The organism is Streptomyces sp. NPDC046909, from assembly GCF_040644695.1.
Lineage (GTDB): Bacteria > Actinomycetota > Actinomycetes > Streptomycetales > Streptomycetaceae > Streptomyces.
Map to the genome: position 1 here is coordinate 459,152 of NZ_JBEYXC010000004.1, position 15,284 is coordinate 474,435.

The window sequence follows — 15,284 nt, forward strand, 5'->3', positions numbered from 1 at the left end:
GCGACCAGCCACAACCAGCCCGCAGCCGCCCCACGACACAAGACCCTGAGCTGCTAGGCGAACACAACCGTCCGCCGCCCGTTCAACAGAATCCGCCGCTCCGCATGCCACTTCACCGCCCGCGCCAGCGCCTGGCACTCCACATCCCGCCCGATCGCGACCAGCTGGTCCGGCGTGACGTCATGCCCCACCCGCTCGACCTCCTGCTCGATGATCGGCCCCTCGTCCAGATCCGCGGTCACGTAATGCGCGGTCGCCCCGATGAGCTTCACGCCCCGCGCATGCGCCTGGTGATACGGCTTCGCACCCTTGAAGCTCGGCAGGAAGGAGTGGTGGATGTTGATGATCCGCCCGCTGAGCTGCTTGCAGAGGTCGTCGGACAGCACCTGCATGTACCGGGCGAGAACGACGAGCTCCACACCCTGCTCACGCACCAGCTCCAGCAGCCGCGCCTCCGCCTCGGCCTTGTTCTCCCGCGTCACCGGAATGTGGTGGAAGGGAATGTCGTACGACCCCACGAGCTCGGCGAAGTCGGTGTGGTTGGACACCACGGCGGCGATCTCGACCGGCAGGGCGCCGATCCGGGCGCGGAAGAGCAGGTCGTTCAGGCAGTGCCCGAACTTGCTGACCATCAGCACGACCCGCATCTTGTCCTCGGCCCGGTTGATCTGCCAGTCCATGTGGAAGGCGTCCCCGATGGCCGCGAAGCTCGCGCGGAGCTTGTCCACCGTCACCGGCGCCTCCGCCGAGAAGTGGACGCGCATGAAGAACAGACCCGTGTCGTGGTCGCCGAACTGCTGGCTGTCCTCGATGTTGCAGCCGGTCATGAAGAGGTAGCTCGACACGGCGTGCACGATGCCCTGCTTGTCGGGGCAGGACAGGGTGAGGACGTACTGCTCGGCGGGGGCCGCGGCTCCGGTGGACTGCTCGTTCATGCGGGACAGGGTCCCATATCCGCCGACACCGCAGAGAACCCGTCCGTCACGCGAAACAGCTCACGCGGAACAGCTCACGCCGACCCGGTCACGCGGACTCGGTCACGCGGACCTCGTCATGATCTGCAAGACGTGCAGCGAGCGCGGCGGCTGGTCCGGGTCCTCCCCGTCCGCCATCGCCATCCGCACATGCGCGTCGCGCGCGGCACGCACCGCCTCCGGCCATCCCGCGTTCTCCATGTACACGGAGACGGGGGCGTCGGGCCCGACCTGGTGCATGATCCGCAGCACGCGCAGGACGGCGGTGTCGACGAGGGCCGCTTCCTGGGAGTCCCGGAAGATCGTGCCGACGTATTTCTCGGCGGACCAGTTGTCCAGCCAGGTGTCCTCGACGAGGCGGTACACGGCGTCGGTGACGTCCCCGTACCCCTCGACACCGGCCAGCCAGACCTCCTGCTGGAACCCGGGGTCGGAGAGCATGTGCAGCGCGGAGCGCACATTGCTGCGCCAGCGCCACCACGGCATGTCATTCAGTGGCATGCCGCCCATGGTGGATGAGCGACGGCCGCGACGGGAAGAGTTCTCCGAACCTTGCACGGTCATCGATCGTACGTTCCTCGTCACACTCGCCGCACCGGCCCCCGTAATTCACCTTCGCGTCACCGGATGTTGACCGTAAGTAACTCCGAGGTTGGCGGTGTGACGGAAACGTGTGTGCCCATGACCGGCAGGCGACGCATCCGCAGCACCTTCCCTCTCAAGCTCCACCGGCCCGTCAGAGCCACCGCCCGCTCGGCGGGGGCGCTGGCCGCGTGCGCTGCGCTGACGGCCGGTTGCGGGGTCATCCCCGGTGCCACGGGGGGCTCCGGGGATGACCCGATCAAGATCATGACGTGGGCGCCGATGGAGACCGGCGCCACCAACAAGCCCGGTATGCCCGCCTTCGCGCAGGCCTACGCCCGCTGGATCAACGCGCACGGCGGCATCAACGGCCGCAAGCTCTCCGTCCTGGTCTGCAACGACCACAACGACACCCTGGCCGCCGCCAAGTGCGCCCAGCGCGCCGCCGACGAGAAGGTCGTCGCGGTCGTCGGCTCCTACAGCCAGTACGGCGACACGTTCTTCCCGACCCTGGAGATCGCCGACATCCCCTACATCGGCGGCTACGGGATCACGAACTCCGAGTTCGACAGCATGGTCTCCTACCCCGTCAACGGCGGTCAGCCCAGCCTGCTCGCGGGCCTCGGCAGGGAACTCGGCGGCAGCTGCGGCCCCCTCGCGCTGGTCCGCCCCGACAGCATCGCGGGCGACGAACTCCACGTCATGCTCGACTCGGGCCTGAAGGCCGCGAAGCACACCGCGGCGGCCGACCAGCTGGCCGCGGAGGACGCCACCGAGTACTCGACCCAGTCCGAGCGCGCCCTCGACACCACGACCGCCGACCCCGCGAAGAAGGGGTGCGTGGTGCCCGCCCTCGGGGACCGCACCAGCACCTTCATGGACTCCTTCCGCCGGGCCCGCGAGGACTACCCCGACGTACGCACCGCGACCGTCCTCGGCAGCGTCGACCAGACGGTGATAGACGCCACCGGCGGGGCGTCGGGGCCGTACGAGGGCTCGTATCTCACCGGCTGGTACCCGGTCACGAGCGACAAGCGCTGGGACCCCATGAAGGCGGTGATCAAGGCGCAGGCCTTCGGCGACAACCGCATCGACCCCGCGGACGCCGGAGTCCAGACCACCTGGATCGCCTACACCGTCCTCAAGGCGGCGCTGGAGTCCCTCGGCGACGGCGAGGTGACGTCGACCGCCGTGCGCCAGGCCCTCGACGGCGGGCTGAAGGTCGACACGGGCGGTCTGACGCCGACGCTCCAGTGGAAGGACGACAACGGCCTCGCCTCCGTCGGCCTCCCCCGCCTGGTCAACACCGACGTGACCCTCCAGGCCGTACGGCAGGGCCGACTGGTGGCCGTACGGAAGGGCTTCACGGACGTCCGCAGGACGCTGGCGAACGCCGACGTGAGCTGAGACCGGGGGCCGCCGCTCCTTCTGGCGGCCCCCGGTCCCGTCACAGCTGGGTGCGGCTGCGCTCGGTCAGGCCGTACGTCTTCGCGATCTGGTTCCACAGCTTGGCGGCCGTGATCTTCTGCGTACTGGCCTCACCGCTCGCCGTGTTGCCGGCCGCGGTCTGCGCGGTGGTGCGCGCCTTGCCCTTCTTGCAGCCCTTCTTGCCGGCGACCTGGTCGGCCCACGCCGCGTAGTGGTTGTCGGCCGACGCGGACGCCTTCCACGCCTTGGTGAGGGCGGTGGTCAGCTCGGTGTGGTTCGGCAGCTGGTCGACGGTCAGGCCGGACAGCCGGGTCACCAGCTCGTTGCGCTGGGTCGCCGCGTCCCGCAGGTTCTGTGCCGCCTGCGGGAGGTTCTTGCAGGCCTTCACGTCCTCCACCGCGCTGATCACCGAGGCCCGGCTGTCACCGCTGTCGGCCAGCAGCTTGTCCAGCTCAACCGCCTGCGCCTTCACGGGATCGGCCGACGGCGAGGCGGACTCGCTCACCGGAGCCGTCGCGGACACCGTCTTGCTGCCGTCACCGTCGTCGTCCCCGCCGCCACCGCTGAGCAGCGCGCCCGCACCGATCCCGAGCGCCGCGATGGCGATCCCGACACCCGCGATGAGCGGCACCCGCGAACGCCCCCCGCCACCGCCACGGCCGTGGTCGTCGTCCTCGTGACTCCCGTACGACGGCTGCGCGTACGCCGGCTGCGGATGCGCCCCGCGCGGCTGCGGCTGCACTCCTGGCCCCGGCTCGAAGCGCGGCAGCTGCTGCGTGGCCTGCGCCGGGCTCTCCCCGCCCGGCCCGCTGCGGAAGAGGCTGTCGAACTCGGCGGGCGGCTGCCGCTCCCCACCGTGCTGCCCCGGCACCGGCGCGATGTACTGCGTCGCCTCGGCGTCCGGCCCGGACACGGGCGGCAGCGGCCCGGCCCCGTGCGCGGCATGCGGAGCCTGCGGCGCCTGTCCCAGGAACTGCGTCCGCTCCCCCGCCCCCGGCACCTCGGGCGGCAGCGCCCCGGGCCCGACCGGCGGGATGTACTGGGTCACGCCCTCACTCGGGGCGGCGGCGACGGGCGGGATGTACTGGGTCGCCCCCTCGTCGTTGACGGGCGGAGGCAGCGGTACGCCGCCGGCGGCGCCGTGTCCGACGGGCGGGCCGTAGAGGTCGGCGGCGGGCGGGAGGGGCGCGCCGCCCGGGGGGCCGTAGGCGTTGGCGGGCGGCAAGGGAGCGCCGTAGGCACCGGCGGGCGGCAGCGGTGCGCCGCCCGGGGCGCCGTATCCGTCCGTGGTGGCGGGCGGCAGGGGCGCGCCACCGGCGGGAGCACCGTAGGCACCGCCCGTCGGGCCGCCGTGCGGGGTGTTCTGGGCCACCGGCGGCAGGTAGTACGACGTCGGCTGGTCGGTGTCGTGGCCGACTGGCGGCTGAGGTGCGCCGCCACCCTGCGGGGCGTTCTGGTCGACCGGCGGCAGGTAGTAGGAGGTCGGCTGGTCGGCGTCGTAACCGGGGGCCGGTGCTCCCTGCTGCGGCTGGGGCTGCTGCTGGGGCTGGGGCTCCTGGGCGGTCCACTGCTGGGCCTGCGCCTGATACGGGTCCTGGGTGCCCCACTGCTGGGACTGCTGAGCCTGCTGGGCCTGCGGTGTGCCGCCCCAGCCGTCGCCCTGCTGCGGGGCGGGCGTCTGCTGCTCGGGGCCCCACGGGGTGCCCCAGGCCTGGCCGCCCGCGGGGGGCGCGGGGGTCGGGTTCGGGATGTGCGGGGCGGGCTGGTGGCCGCCGGGTCCGCCGGTCATGCCCGGCAGCAGCGGTTCGCCGCCGTCGGAGGGCAGCACGATGCCTTCGCGCGCCACGCGCGGCGAGGGCTCCTCGCCCTGTCCACTCTGCGTCACCGGGACTCCTACTAATGGGGGACCTTGTGAATCGTCGGCTCACGCTACCGGGTCCCCCGAGCCCGGTGCCACGCAGCACAGGACGTGACCTGCGTCCCTGTGACCGCCGTAACAGAACCGGGCCCGCATCCGCTCTATATGCCCTCCTCTCGCTCTCCGAGCCTTGGTTTCCCGCCTGTTCACGCCCTCGTACCCGGGGGTTTCACGCCGCCGCCTGAAGCTCCAGCCGCGCCCCGAACTCCCTTACCACGGGCTCGTCCCGGAACGGCTCCAGCCGCTGCTGGAAGTCGTCGAGGTACTCGGCACCCCGGTTGGAGCGGACGGTCTCCAGCAGCTCCACCGCCTTCAGGCCGGTGTGGCAGGCCTGTTCGACCTCGCGCTGCTGCACCTGCGCGGTCGCGAGGAGGACGTAACCGATGGCCCGGCGCCGCGCCTTGGTCTCCGGAAGCCCGTCCAGCGACTCCTGCGCCCGCCGCGCCGCCGCGTCGGCCTGCCCCAGATCACGGTGGCAGTGCGCCAACTCGTCGGCGAGATAGGCCTCGTCGAAGTGCGCGATCCACGCCGGGTCGTCCCCGGAGGAAGGATCCGCCGCCTCCAGTGCGCTCACCGCCCGCCCGGACGCCGCCTGCGCCGCCCGCGCGTCGCCCATCAGCGCGTGCCCACGCGCCTCCGCCGCGAAGAACATCGCCTCCGCGCGCGGTGTCACGCGCCCCCGCGCCCCTTCCTGCGCCGCACGCGCCAACTGCGCGATCTCGCGCGGGTTTCCGAGCTGCGCGGCGAGATGGCTCATGGACGCGGCGAGCACGTAACCGCCGTACCCGCGGTCCCCGGCGGCCTGTGCGAGCCGCAGTGCCTGGATGTAGTACCGCTGAGCGAGCCCCGGTTGGCCGGTGTCGATGGCCATGTACCCGGCGAGCTCCGTCAACCGCGCGACGGCGGCGAACAGTTCACGCCCGACGGCCTCCCGGTACGACCCGGCGAGCAGCCCGCTGACGACGCTGTTGAGGTAGTGCACGACGACCGGACGCACATGCCCGCTGCCGTACTGGTGGTCGAGGTCCACGAGGGCCTGCGTCATCGCCCGCACGGCCGCGACATCGGACTGCCCCACGCGGGGCCCCGCCTGCCGCGCCACCTGCGAGTCCGGCGAGGAGATCAGCCAGTCCCGGCTCGGCTCCACGAGCGCGGAGGCGGCGACGGACGAGCCGGACAGGAAGTCCCGCCGCCCCACATCGCTGCGCCACAGCTCGCAGACCTGCTCGATGGCCCCCAGTACGGTCGGCGAGAACTGGAGTCCGACGCCCGAGGCGAGGTTCTTGCCGTTGGCCATGCCGATCTCGTCGATCGTGACCGTACGGCCGAGTTTGCGGCCCAGCGCCTCCGCGATGATCGCCGGCGCGCGTCCCCTCGGCTGCTGCCCGCGCAGCCAGCGCGCCACGGACGTCTTGTCGTAGCGCAGGTCGAGCCCGTGCTCGGCGCCGCACATGTTGACCCGGCGGGCCAGCCCGGCGTTCGAGCAACCCGCTTCCTGGATGAGCGCCTGCAACCGTTCGTTCGGCTGCCGCGCGACGAGAGGCCTTGCGGCCATTGGCGTACCCCCTGTGGCTGCGGTGCCTGCCCACGCACCGAGTTGACGTGTCTTCCACCGAAAAAATCCGGCCGTGAAGATCAATGCCCCGCGAACAGACCGAAAATGCGAGGCTTGCGAGGATTGCCGGGGTAAAGGCGGTTGCCGCCCCCACACCTGGCTACCCCGATCAAGCCACCCTTCCTCCCGCGCGCCCCCACACGTGCATCCATGCGCCCCAGATGCGGAATCGATGCGCTTCCCCCGCGCGCGGTACAGCCGTAACTACAGGTGGGCGCGGGAGTTGTGTTGGGCGTGGAAGAGACGATCGCGAGCACCGAAGCCGCCCAGATTCCGAAGCAGCGTGGGGAATCGCTGCTGGAGACCGCCGTACGCTACGCCGAGGAGCGCCACTGGGACGTGTTCCCCGGCACCTGGCTGGAAGCCGTCGACGGGGTGCAGCACTGCTCCTGCGGCGACGCCGCGTGCGCCGTGCCCGGCGCGCACCCCGCGCGGGAGGACTGGGCGACGCAGGCCACCGGCAGTGCGACGGTCGCGCGCCGGCTGTGGTCCAAGCAGCCGCTGGCGTCGATCCTGCTGCCGACGGGGCGTACCTTCGACGCGATCTCCGTCCCGGAGACGGCCGGGTTCCTGGCGCTCGCGCGGATGGAGCGGATGGAGCTCACGCTGGGTCCGGTGACGCTGTCCCCGGACCGCCGGATGCACTTCTTCGTCCTGCCGGGCGCGTCGGTGAAGGTGCCGGAGCTGGTGCGGAAGCTGGGCTGGACGCCGTCGTCCCTCGACCTGGTGGCACTCGGCGAGGGCGGCTATGTCGCGGCGCCGCCCACCCGGTACGGCTCGCGCGGCGCCGTGCAGTGGGCGTGCCGCCCGACGCCCGCGAACCGCTGGCTCCCGGACGCCGAGGAGTTGATCTCGCCGCTCGCCTACGCCTGCGGGCGGGATCGCTGACCCCTGGGAACGCCGCCCGGCCGTAGGGTGCTCGCATGACGTCGGCCGTAAGTGTGCGTGGGCTCTGGAAGCGGTTCGGGCAGCAAGTCGCCGTTGCCGGGATCGATCTGGAGCTGCCCGCCGGGAAGTTCATCGGACTCGTCGGACCCAATGGGGCCGGCAAGACCACCACCCTCTCCATGATCACCGGGCTGCTGCGGCCCGATCAGGGCACCGTCCACGTCGTCGGCCATGACGTCTGGCGGGACCCGGTCGAGGTGAAGGCCCGGATCGGCGTCCTCCCCGAGGGCCTGCGCCTGTTCGAACGGCTCTCGGGACGCGAACTCCTCGCCTACTCCGGGCGGTTGCGGGGCCTGCCCGGAGCCGAGGTCGACAAGCGCGCCACCCAGCTCCTCGACGTCCTCGACCTCGCGGGCGCCCAGCACAAACTGGTCGTCGACTACTCGACCGGGATGCGGAAGAAGATCGGCCTCGCGGCGGCCCTCCTCCACAATCCCGAAGTCCTCTTCCTGGACGAGCCGTTCGAAGGCGTGGACCCCGTCTCCGCCCAGACCATCCGCGGGGTCCTGGAGCGGTACACGGGATCCGGCGCCACGGTCGTCTTCTCCTCCCACGTCATGGAACTCGTCGAGTCGCTGTGCGACTGGGTGGCCGTGATGGCCGCGGGCCGCATCCGCGCCCACGGCCCCCTCGCCGACGTACGCGGCACCGCCCCCTCCCTCCAGCAGGCCTTCCTCGAACTCGTGGGCGCGGGCACCCGCGACACCGGCTCCGACCTCGACTGGCTGGGCGGCGGGGCGACACGATGAGCGCCGAAGTCACCGACGCCACCCCCGTAACCCCCGCCACCCCCGTCACCGCCGTAGTCGTACGCCTGAAGCTGTCACTGCTGCGCAACGGCCTGCGCCAGTCCGGCGGCAGGCAGGCCGCGTACATCGCCTCCGCCGTCATCGCGTTGCTGTTCGCCGCCCTTCAGTTCCTCGGTCTGCTGGCCCTGCGCGGCAACGACCACGCGATGTCCGTGGTCGTCCTCCTGGTGGCGGTACTGGCCCTCGGCTGGGCCGTGATGCCGCTGTTCTTCCCCGGCGGCGACGAGACCCTCGACCCCACCCGCCTGGTGATGCTCCCCCTGCACCCCCGCCCCCTGGTACGGGCACTCCTGGCGGCCTCACTGGTGGGCATCGGCCCCCTGTTCAGCCTCTGCCTGCTCACCGGCTCCGCGATCTCCGTGGCGCACGGAGGGGCGTCGTACGTCGTCGCCGTCCTCGGCGTCCCCCTCGCGCTGCTGGTGTGCGTGGCGCTCGCGCGGGCCGTGGCCGCCGCCAACATCCGTCTGCTGACCAGCCGTAAGGGCCGCGATCTGGCGGTGCTGAGCGGGCTGGTCATCGCGATCGGGGCGCAGTTGGTCAACTTCGGTGTGCAGCGGCTGGGTTCGAGCGGCCTCGCCCAGCTCGACCCACCGGCGGAGGTACTGAAGTGGGTGCCGCCGGCTTCCGCGATCGGGGCGGTGGATTCGGCGAGCGAGGGGTCGTACGGCATCGCGGTAGTCCAACTGGCACTGGCTGCTGGGGCGTTGGCGGGCTTGATCACCGTATGGTCCCGGCATCTGACCCGTCTGATGACCTCGCCGGACGGATCCACCCTCCAGGCCGCCGGTGACCCGGTCGCCCGCGAGCGTACGTCGACCGGGCTCGGGCGGCTGCTGCCCGCCGGGCGCATGGGGGCCGTGGTCGAGCGGAGCCTGCGCTACATCTGGCGCGACCCCAAGACCAAGGCCGCGTGGGTGACTTCGCTGGCGATCGGCCTGATCGTGCCCGTGTTCAACGCGCTCCAGGGCACCGGCTCGATCTACTTCGCCTGCTTCGCGGCGGGCATGCTCGGCATCCAGATGTACAACCAGTTCGGACAGGACACGTCCGCGTTCTGGATGGTCGCGATGACGATCTCGTCCACGCGGGACGCCTACGTCGAACTCCGCGGCCGCGCGGTGGCCCTGCTCCTGATCACCCTGCCGTACGCCGCCCTCGTGACGGTCCTGACGACGGCGATGCTCGGCGCCTGGACCCGGCTCCCCGAGGTCCTCGGCCTCTCCTTCGCCCTCCTCGGCGCGATGCTGGCGACGGGCGCGTGGACGTCCGCCCGCTTCCCGTACTCCATCCCGCAGGAGGGCTACAAGAACGTGGCCCCCGGCCAGACCGGTCTGGCCTGGATCTCGATCTTCGGCGGCATGGTGGGCGCGGCCCTGCTGTGCGCCCCGGTCATCGCGCTGACGATCTGGCTGAACGTGAGCGCGGGCGGGGACGGCTGGGAGTGGCTGGTGCTGCCGGCGGGGGCCGGGTACGGGGCGGCGATCACGTTGCTGGGGCTGCGGCTGGCGGCACCGAGGACGGCGAGGCGCCTGCCGGAGATCCTGGCGGCGGTGAGCAAGGGGTGAAGTGCGGTCACGTGTGGCATGGGGGTCCTGCAACGCCCCAAGGGGCGCGGGGAACTGCGCGAGCAACCACGAACCACCCGCAGCCGCCCCACAACACAAGCCCCCCGGACGATCAGGCGCCCGGAACCCCGTCAGCTAGGCGCCCGTCAGCCCGTCGATGAACGGCTCGATCGCCACCCGCCAGGCCTCCGGCTGGTCATAGTGCACAAGATGCCCCGCGTCGGCGACCTCGGCGTACTCCCCCCGCGGCAGCACCCGCACCATCTCCTGCGCCTCCGCCCGCCCCAGCTCCCCGTCCAGCCCGCGCACGACAAGCGCGGGGCACTGCACCTGGGCCAGTTCCTCCCAGTGCGCGTCGTACACCCACGTCTCCCGGGACTTCAGCATCTGCTCAGGCTCGAAAACGGGCCGCCACCCGTCGGGCGACTCGGCCATGACCTCGGCGTAGAACTCACCGCGGGCCGGATTGGGCCGCTCCACCCACGGGTCGTCCTCGCCGAACCACTTCCGCACATCGGCGAGCGTGGCGAAGGGCACGGGCCAGGCCTTGAACCAGTCCGCCCACTCCCGCTGGGAGGCGGCGCCGAGCGCGGACGCCCGCATGTCACAGATGATCACGCCGGACACGAGGTCCGGCCGCTTCGCGGCGAGCTGCCAGGCGGTGAGCGCGCCCATCGCGTGTCCGATGAGGACGGCGGGGCCGAGGCCGAGCTGTTCGAGGGCGGCCTCGGCGTCCTCGACGTAGGCCTCGCGGGTGAAGGCGGCCTGTGGGGGCTTGTCGCTGCGGCCGTGGCCGCGTTGGTCGAGGGCGACGGCACGGTGGCGTTCGGAGAGCCAGCGGGCGGTCGAGGCCCAGTGGGAGGCGCGGCCCATGAGGCCGTGCAGTAACAGCACGCCGGGCGACGGGTCGAGGGCGCCCTGCGCGGACCTGCGGCCGTGCCCGAGTCGCCCGGCCTGCTCACCGTTCTCCCGTACGCCGTGCCCCGTGAGGTCCACCGCCGGGTCGGTCTTGGGAGGGTCGCCGAACTCCCAGGCGGCAAGGCGTACGCCGCCCGCCCCGGTCACGTCGATGCGCCGCGCCATTGGTCCTGGCCACCCCCCTGGATCCGCTCGGACCAGCTCGCTCCCGCTCGAGCCGGCCGGTCCCGAGAACCGTGTTCTGCCTGCCCTGCCTGACGTGCCCGCTGTCCTGCCGCCCGTCCCTCCCTGAAGCGCACGTTCCGTCTGGCGTGTCACCCAAAGGCTATCGAATGCCTATTCGAAAATGCGGCCCCCGCCGACAACACCCCTCGTTTGAGTGACCTTGCTCAAGGATTGATCGCCGCTGCCGAGGGGAGATCTTCAGCGGGAGGCGGACCGCTCGGGGAAAACGGTCCGAGGGGAATGACCCTGAGAGCTCGGGGCTCCGGGTCAGCACAGGGGAGGACAGGCCCCGGCGCCACATGGCGCCGGGGCCCTCCACACGTCTGCGGCACATCCTCCCCGCCCCCTCAGGTCATATGCCTCACGCGACAGCCTCGCACGCGGGACGTCCGAGCGCTGCGATTCGGCACAGTGAATCTTGGAATCGACGAGATCGCCGGAATGCCACAACCACCCCTGATGTCCCAGGAGTTGGCCCACTCTGTGGTACCTGAGCAGGAGGCCCACCCTCTGATACCTGAGCTGGAGTGGGCCGGCCATACGCCCGCGTCTGTCAGCGCTTGGCGACGAACACATGCGAGGCGACATCCGCCTCCAGCTCCGCCGCCTCACCGCCACTGCCCACCAGCACCCCGCCGGCCGACTCCGTCACGCTCACCACCGAACCGGGCTGCACACCCGCACGCCGCAGCGTGTACATCAGCTGCGCGTCGGTCTGGATCGGCTCGCCGATACGACGCACGACCACCGTCTTGCCCTCGAGCCCCGGGTCGAGGTCGGCCAGCGACACCATGCCCTCGTCGAGGAACGGGTCGGCGCCGTCCTTCTCGCCGAGCTCCTCCAGACCGGGGATCGGGTTGCCGTACGGCGACTCGGTCGGATGCCGCAGCAGCTCCAGCACCCGCCGCTCCACGGCCTCGCTCATCACGTGCTCCCAGCGACAGGCCTCGGCGTGCACCTGCTCCCACTCCAGCCCGATGACGTCGACGAGCAGGCACTCCGCGAGCCGGTGCTTGCGCATCACGCGCGTGGCCAGCCGACGCCCCTCGTCCGTCAGCTCCAGATGCCGGTCGCTCGCCACGGACACCAGTCCGTCCCGCTCCATCCGCGCCACCGTCTGGCTCACGGTCGGCCCGCTCTGGTCCAGCCGCTCGGCGATCCGGGCGCGCATGGGGACCACACCTTCCTCCTCCAGCTCGAGGATGGTGCGGAGATACATCTCCGTGGTGTCGATCAGTCCGGACATACGTGCCCCTCGATTAGCTCTGCCGGAAGCGCGACGACTTCGCGGCGCGTGCGCTGGCCCTGGCTTCAATTCTGACGCATACCACTGACAACCGTGCCGCGCCGGTGAAACGAGCTGGTTTCGTCGGGGGTGCGGGGGCCTGTCCGGGGCCTCGCAGAAGCCCGTACGAGCGTCCACGCCCCTCCCCACGGTCCTCTCCGCCCGGCCGTATTGACACCGCACTGGTCCAGACCGCACGGTGATCCGCGACACAGCCGACCCGAAGGGGCCCGCATGAGCGACGGTACGCCCGCCGACCGGTTCTTCGACGCCGCGATCGGCCTGCTCCAGCGGGTCCGCGACGAGGAGGCCGAGCACATCGACGCGGCCGGGGCGCTTCTCGCCGACACCGTCGCCGCGGGCGGCCGCCTGTTCGCCTTCGGCGCCGGGCACTCCTCGCTCGCCGCGCAGGACGTCGTCTACCGCGCCGGCGGCCTCGCCCTGATGAACCTGCTCACCGTCCCCGGGGTCGTCGGCGTCGACGTCATGCCCGCCACCCTCGGCTCCGCCCTGGAACGCGTCGACGGCCTCGCGAGCGCCGTCCTCGACTGCTCCCCGCTCCGCGCGGGCGACACCCTGGTGATCATCTCCCTCTCCGGCCGCAACGCCCTCCCCGTGGAAATGGCGATGACCGCACGCGCGCGTGGCGTGAAGGTCATCGGCGTGACCTCGGTCGCCTACGCCTCGGAGACGACCCCCCGCCACTCCTCCGGCACCTACCTCAAGGACCACTGCGACGTCGTCCTCGACTCCAAGATCGCCATCGGCGACGCGGAACTCACCCTCGACACCGTCCCCGCCCCCTTCGCCCCCGCCTCCACCGTCGTGACCTCGGCCCTCCTCCAGTCCGTCATCGCCACGGCAGCGGCCGACCTGGCGGCCCGCGGAATCGAGCCACCGATGCTGCGGTCGGGGAACGTGGACGGCGGGCTGGAGTGGAACGCGCGGGTGTTCGAGGAGTACGGGGACCGGATCTACTACCGGCAGTAGAGCGGGCTCCGCCGCTGGAAGGACATCCTCCTGATCTCCGCGCCCCTGACGTCCGCCCTCAGAACTTGCTCCTCCGCCCCTCCGCGAAGTAATGCCCCTCCTCCAGATCCGCGATCAGCCCCGCCTGCTCCGGCTTCCAGCCCAGCCGTTCCCGCGTCAGGGCGCTGGAGGCGCGGACGTCGAGGCCGGCCATGGGGCCGAGCCAGCCGAAGTGGGTGAGGGCTTCGGGGCGGGGGATCTCGGTGAGGGGCAGGTTCAGGTGGCGGGCGATCGTGGCGGCGATGGTGCGGAGCGGGATGCCCTCGTCGTCGACCGCGTGGACGCGGGTGCCCGGGGCGGCACTCTCCAGGGCCAGGCGGTAGAGGCGGGCCGCGTCGTGGAGGTGCACGGCGGCCCAGTGGTTGGTGCCGCCTTCGACCACAGCTGATACGCCCTTCTCGCGCGCGATGTCGATCAGACGGGGCACGAAACCCGGGTCGTCGGGGCCGTGGACGATCGGGAGGCGCAGGACGACCGAGCGGACGCCGCGGTCGGCCAGGGCGAGGGTCGCCGCCTCGGACGGGCCGCGGTGGGAGCCGGGGGCGGCGGGGTCCGTCTCCGTGCCGACGGTGCCCGGCTTGAAGCCGAGGCCCGAGGTGACCACCAGGGGCTTTCCTGAGCCCTCCAGGGCCTCGCCCAGCGCCTCCACGGCCCGCAGGTCGGCCGCGCCCGCCCCGGCCAGGTCCGTGAAGTCGTCGTGCTTGAACGCGAGGTGGGCGACACCGTCCGCCGCCGCGGCCGCCGCACGCAGCCCGGCCAGGTCGTCGATGTCCCCGCGGCGCACCTCGGCTCCGGCCGCCGCCAGCGCCGTAGCGCCCTTGTCGGAGCGGGCGAGGCCGACGACCTCGTGCCCGGCGTCGATGAGTTCGCGCACGACGGCCGAGCCGACGAATCCGGTGGCACCGGTGACGAATACACGCATGCTGAAGTCCTTAGGACATCGGGGGTTCGGGATGACTTCATCGTCCGGACCAGCGAACCTCCGCGTCCAAGGCCTGTTTCGTATATCGCAATACGCTTCAGGCATCGCCGCAGGCCGAGACGGCAGTAGGCTGCCGCCATGACCGACCTCGACCTCCGCCTGGTCCGGTACTTCACGGTCGTCGCCGAGCACCGCCACTTCGGCCGCGCCGCCACCGCCCTGCACATCACCCAGCCGTCCCTCAGCCGCCAGGTGCAGCGCCTGGAGCAGGAAGTGGGCGCCCGGCTGCTCGACCGCACCCCGCGCGGGACGCGGCTGACCGCGGCCGGGGAGGCGTTCCTGCCCCGGGCCGAGGCGCTCTTGCGGGCCGCCGCGCAGGCCGCCGCACACGCGCGTGCCGCCGCCGAACCGCACCGGATCACCGTCGGGTTCACCTCGGGGCTCATCGTCACCCCGGCGGTACGGGCACTGCGGCACCGGCAGCCCGACGCCGACGTACAGACCGCGCACCTGGACTGGGGTGACGTACGCCCCGCCCTGCTCGACCATCGGGTCGACGCGGTGGTGACCCGGCTGCCGTTCCCGACGGACGGCCTCGATGTGACCGTCCTGCATGACGAGCCGCGCGTGCTGGTCGTGCCGCTGGACCACCGGCTCGCCGGCAAGGAGGCCGTCACCCTCGACGACATCGCCGACGAGCCGCTGCCGCGCGTGGCCGATCCGGTGCGCGACGCCTTCTGGCGCATCGACCCGCGCCCGGACGGCCGCCCGGCACCCGACGGACCGCTGATCGAGGCCATGGAGGACAAGTTCGAACTCGTCGCCGCCGGCGAGGCGGTCGCCATCTCCGCCCGCACCGTCGGCACCTTCCTGCGCCCCGACCTCGTCGCGATCCCCCTGGAGGGCGTCGAACCCAGCCATGTCGTCCTCGCGACCCGCGCAGGCGACCGCGGCCGCCTCGTGACGGCGTTCCGGAAGGCCGCCCGCGAGCACCTCACCGCGCCGGAACCCACACCGGAATCCGCACCGGAATCCGCGCCCCAATCGCCGTAGACGGATCTTCGCG

13 protein-coding genes are annotated in these 15,284 nt (G+C 71.8%); 6 read left to right on the top strand and 7 right to left on the bottom strand.

Annotated features, from left to right (window positions below; translation table 11 throughout):
- Nucleotides 1–53: 53 nt before the first annotated feature.
- A complete protein-coding gene (gene purU, locus ABZ928_RS15100; protein ID WP_361518311.1) occupies nt 54–935 on the bottom strand; it encodes a formyltetrahydrofolate deformylase in 882 nt (293 codons plus the stop codon).
- 102 nt (nt 936–1,037) lie between these two features.
- On the bottom strand, nt 1,038–1,538 hold the full coding sequence (locus ABZ928_RS15105; RefSeq protein ID WP_361518313.1) for a hypothetical protein: 501 nt from the start codon (nt 1,536–1,538) through the stop codon (nt 1,038–1,040).
- A 117-nt stretch (nt 1,539–1,655) separates the two neighbouring features.
- Between ABZ928_RS15105 and ABZ928_RS15110 the strand changes: the two genes are divergently transcribed.
- Complete coding sequence (locus tag ABZ928_RS15110) at nt 1,656–2,963, top strand: ABC transporter substrate-binding protein (RefSeq protein WP_361518314.1); 1,308 nt, start codon at nt 1,656–1,658, stop codon at nt 2,961–2,963.
- Between the two features lie 40 nt (nt 2,964–3,003).
- On the opposite strand, the gene ABZ928_RS15115 is transcribed toward ABZ928_RS15110, so the two are convergent.
- Nucleotides 3,004–4,869, bottom strand: coding sequence for a hypothetical protein (locus ABZ928_RS15115; protein ID WP_361518316.1), 1,866 nt, complete (start codon nt 4,867–4,869; stop codon nt 3,004–3,006).
- 202 nt (nt 4,870–5,071) lie between these two features.
- Nucleotides 5,072–6,457, bottom strand: a complete 1,386-nt coding sequence (locus ABZ928_RS15120) for a transcriptional regulator (RefSeq protein ID WP_361518318.1) — start codon at nt 6,455–6,457, stop codon at nt 5,072–5,074.
- A 285-nt stretch (nt 6,458–6,742) separates the two neighbouring features.
- Here ABZ928_RS15120 and ABZ928_RS15125 point away from each other — a divergent pair, with 285 nt between their 5' ends.
- Genes ABZ928_RS15125 through ABZ928_RS15135 form a run of 3 tightly spaced genes read left to right on the top strand, consistent with a single transcriptional unit; the run spans nt 6,743 to nt 9,839 of the window.
- Nucleotides 6,743–7,405 carry a bifunctional DNA primase/polymerase gene (locus ABZ928_RS15125; protein WP_361518319.1) on the top strand — a complete coding sequence of 221 codons (663 nt, stop codon included), beginning with the start codon at nt 6,743–6,745 and terminating at the stop codon, nt 7,403–7,405.
- A 35-nt stretch (nt 7,406–7,440) separates the two neighbouring features.
- The gene (locus ABZ928_RS15130; RefSeq protein ID WP_361518320.1) at nt 7,441–8,214 is read left to right on the top strand and encodes an ABC transporter ATP-binding protein; all 774 of its coding nucleotides are present in this window, start codon (nt 7,441–7,443) and stop codon (nt 8,212–8,214) included.
- Nucleotides 8,211–9,839: a transporter gene (locus tag ABZ928_RS15135; RefSeq protein WP_361518322.1), complete on the top strand. Its 1,629-nt coding sequence runs from the start codon at nt 8,211–8,213 to the stop codon at nt 9,837–9,839. The genes ABZ928_RS15130 and ABZ928_RS15135 overlap by 4 nt, the downstream gene beginning before the upstream one ends.
- 135 nt (nt 9,840–9,974) lie before the next feature.
- On the opposite strand, the gene ABZ928_RS15140 is transcribed toward ABZ928_RS15135, so the two are convergent.
- Entirely contained in the window at nt 9,975–10,922 is a 948-nt protein-coding gene (locus tag ABZ928_RS15140) for an alpha/beta hydrolase (protein WP_361518324.1), read from the bottom strand.
- Nucleotides 10,923–11,535: 613 nt separating this feature from the next.
- Complete coding sequence (locus ABZ928_RS15145; protein WP_067020955.1) at nt 11,536–12,228, bottom strand: metal-dependent transcriptional regulator; 693 nt, start codon at nt 12,226–12,228, stop codon at nt 11,536–11,538.
- 273 nt (nt 12,229–12,501) lie between these two features.
- Here ABZ928_RS15145 and ABZ928_RS15150 point away from each other — a divergent pair, with 273 nt between their 5' ends.
- Entirely contained in the window at nt 12,502–13,257 is a 756-nt protein-coding gene (locus tag ABZ928_RS15150) for an SIS domain-containing protein (RefSeq protein WP_361518326.1), read from the top strand.
- 58 nt (nt 13,258–13,315) lie between these two features.
- Here the strand turns inward: ABZ928_RS15150 and ABZ928_RS15155 are convergent, their stop codons facing one another.
- Nucleotides 13,316–14,218, bottom strand: a complete 903-nt coding sequence (locus tag ABZ928_RS15155) for an SDR family oxidoreductase (protein WP_361518327.1) — start codon at nt 14,216–14,218, stop codon at nt 13,316–13,318.
- 138 nt (nt 14,219–14,356) lie between these two features.
- Between ABZ928_RS15155 and ABZ928_RS15160 the strand changes: the two genes are divergently transcribed.
- Complete coding sequence (locus ABZ928_RS15160) at nt 14,357–15,271, top strand: LysR family transcriptional regulator (protein WP_361518329.1); 915 nt, start codon at nt 14,357–14,359, stop codon at nt 15,269–15,271.
- Nucleotides 15,272–15,284 lie beyond the last annotated feature (13 nt).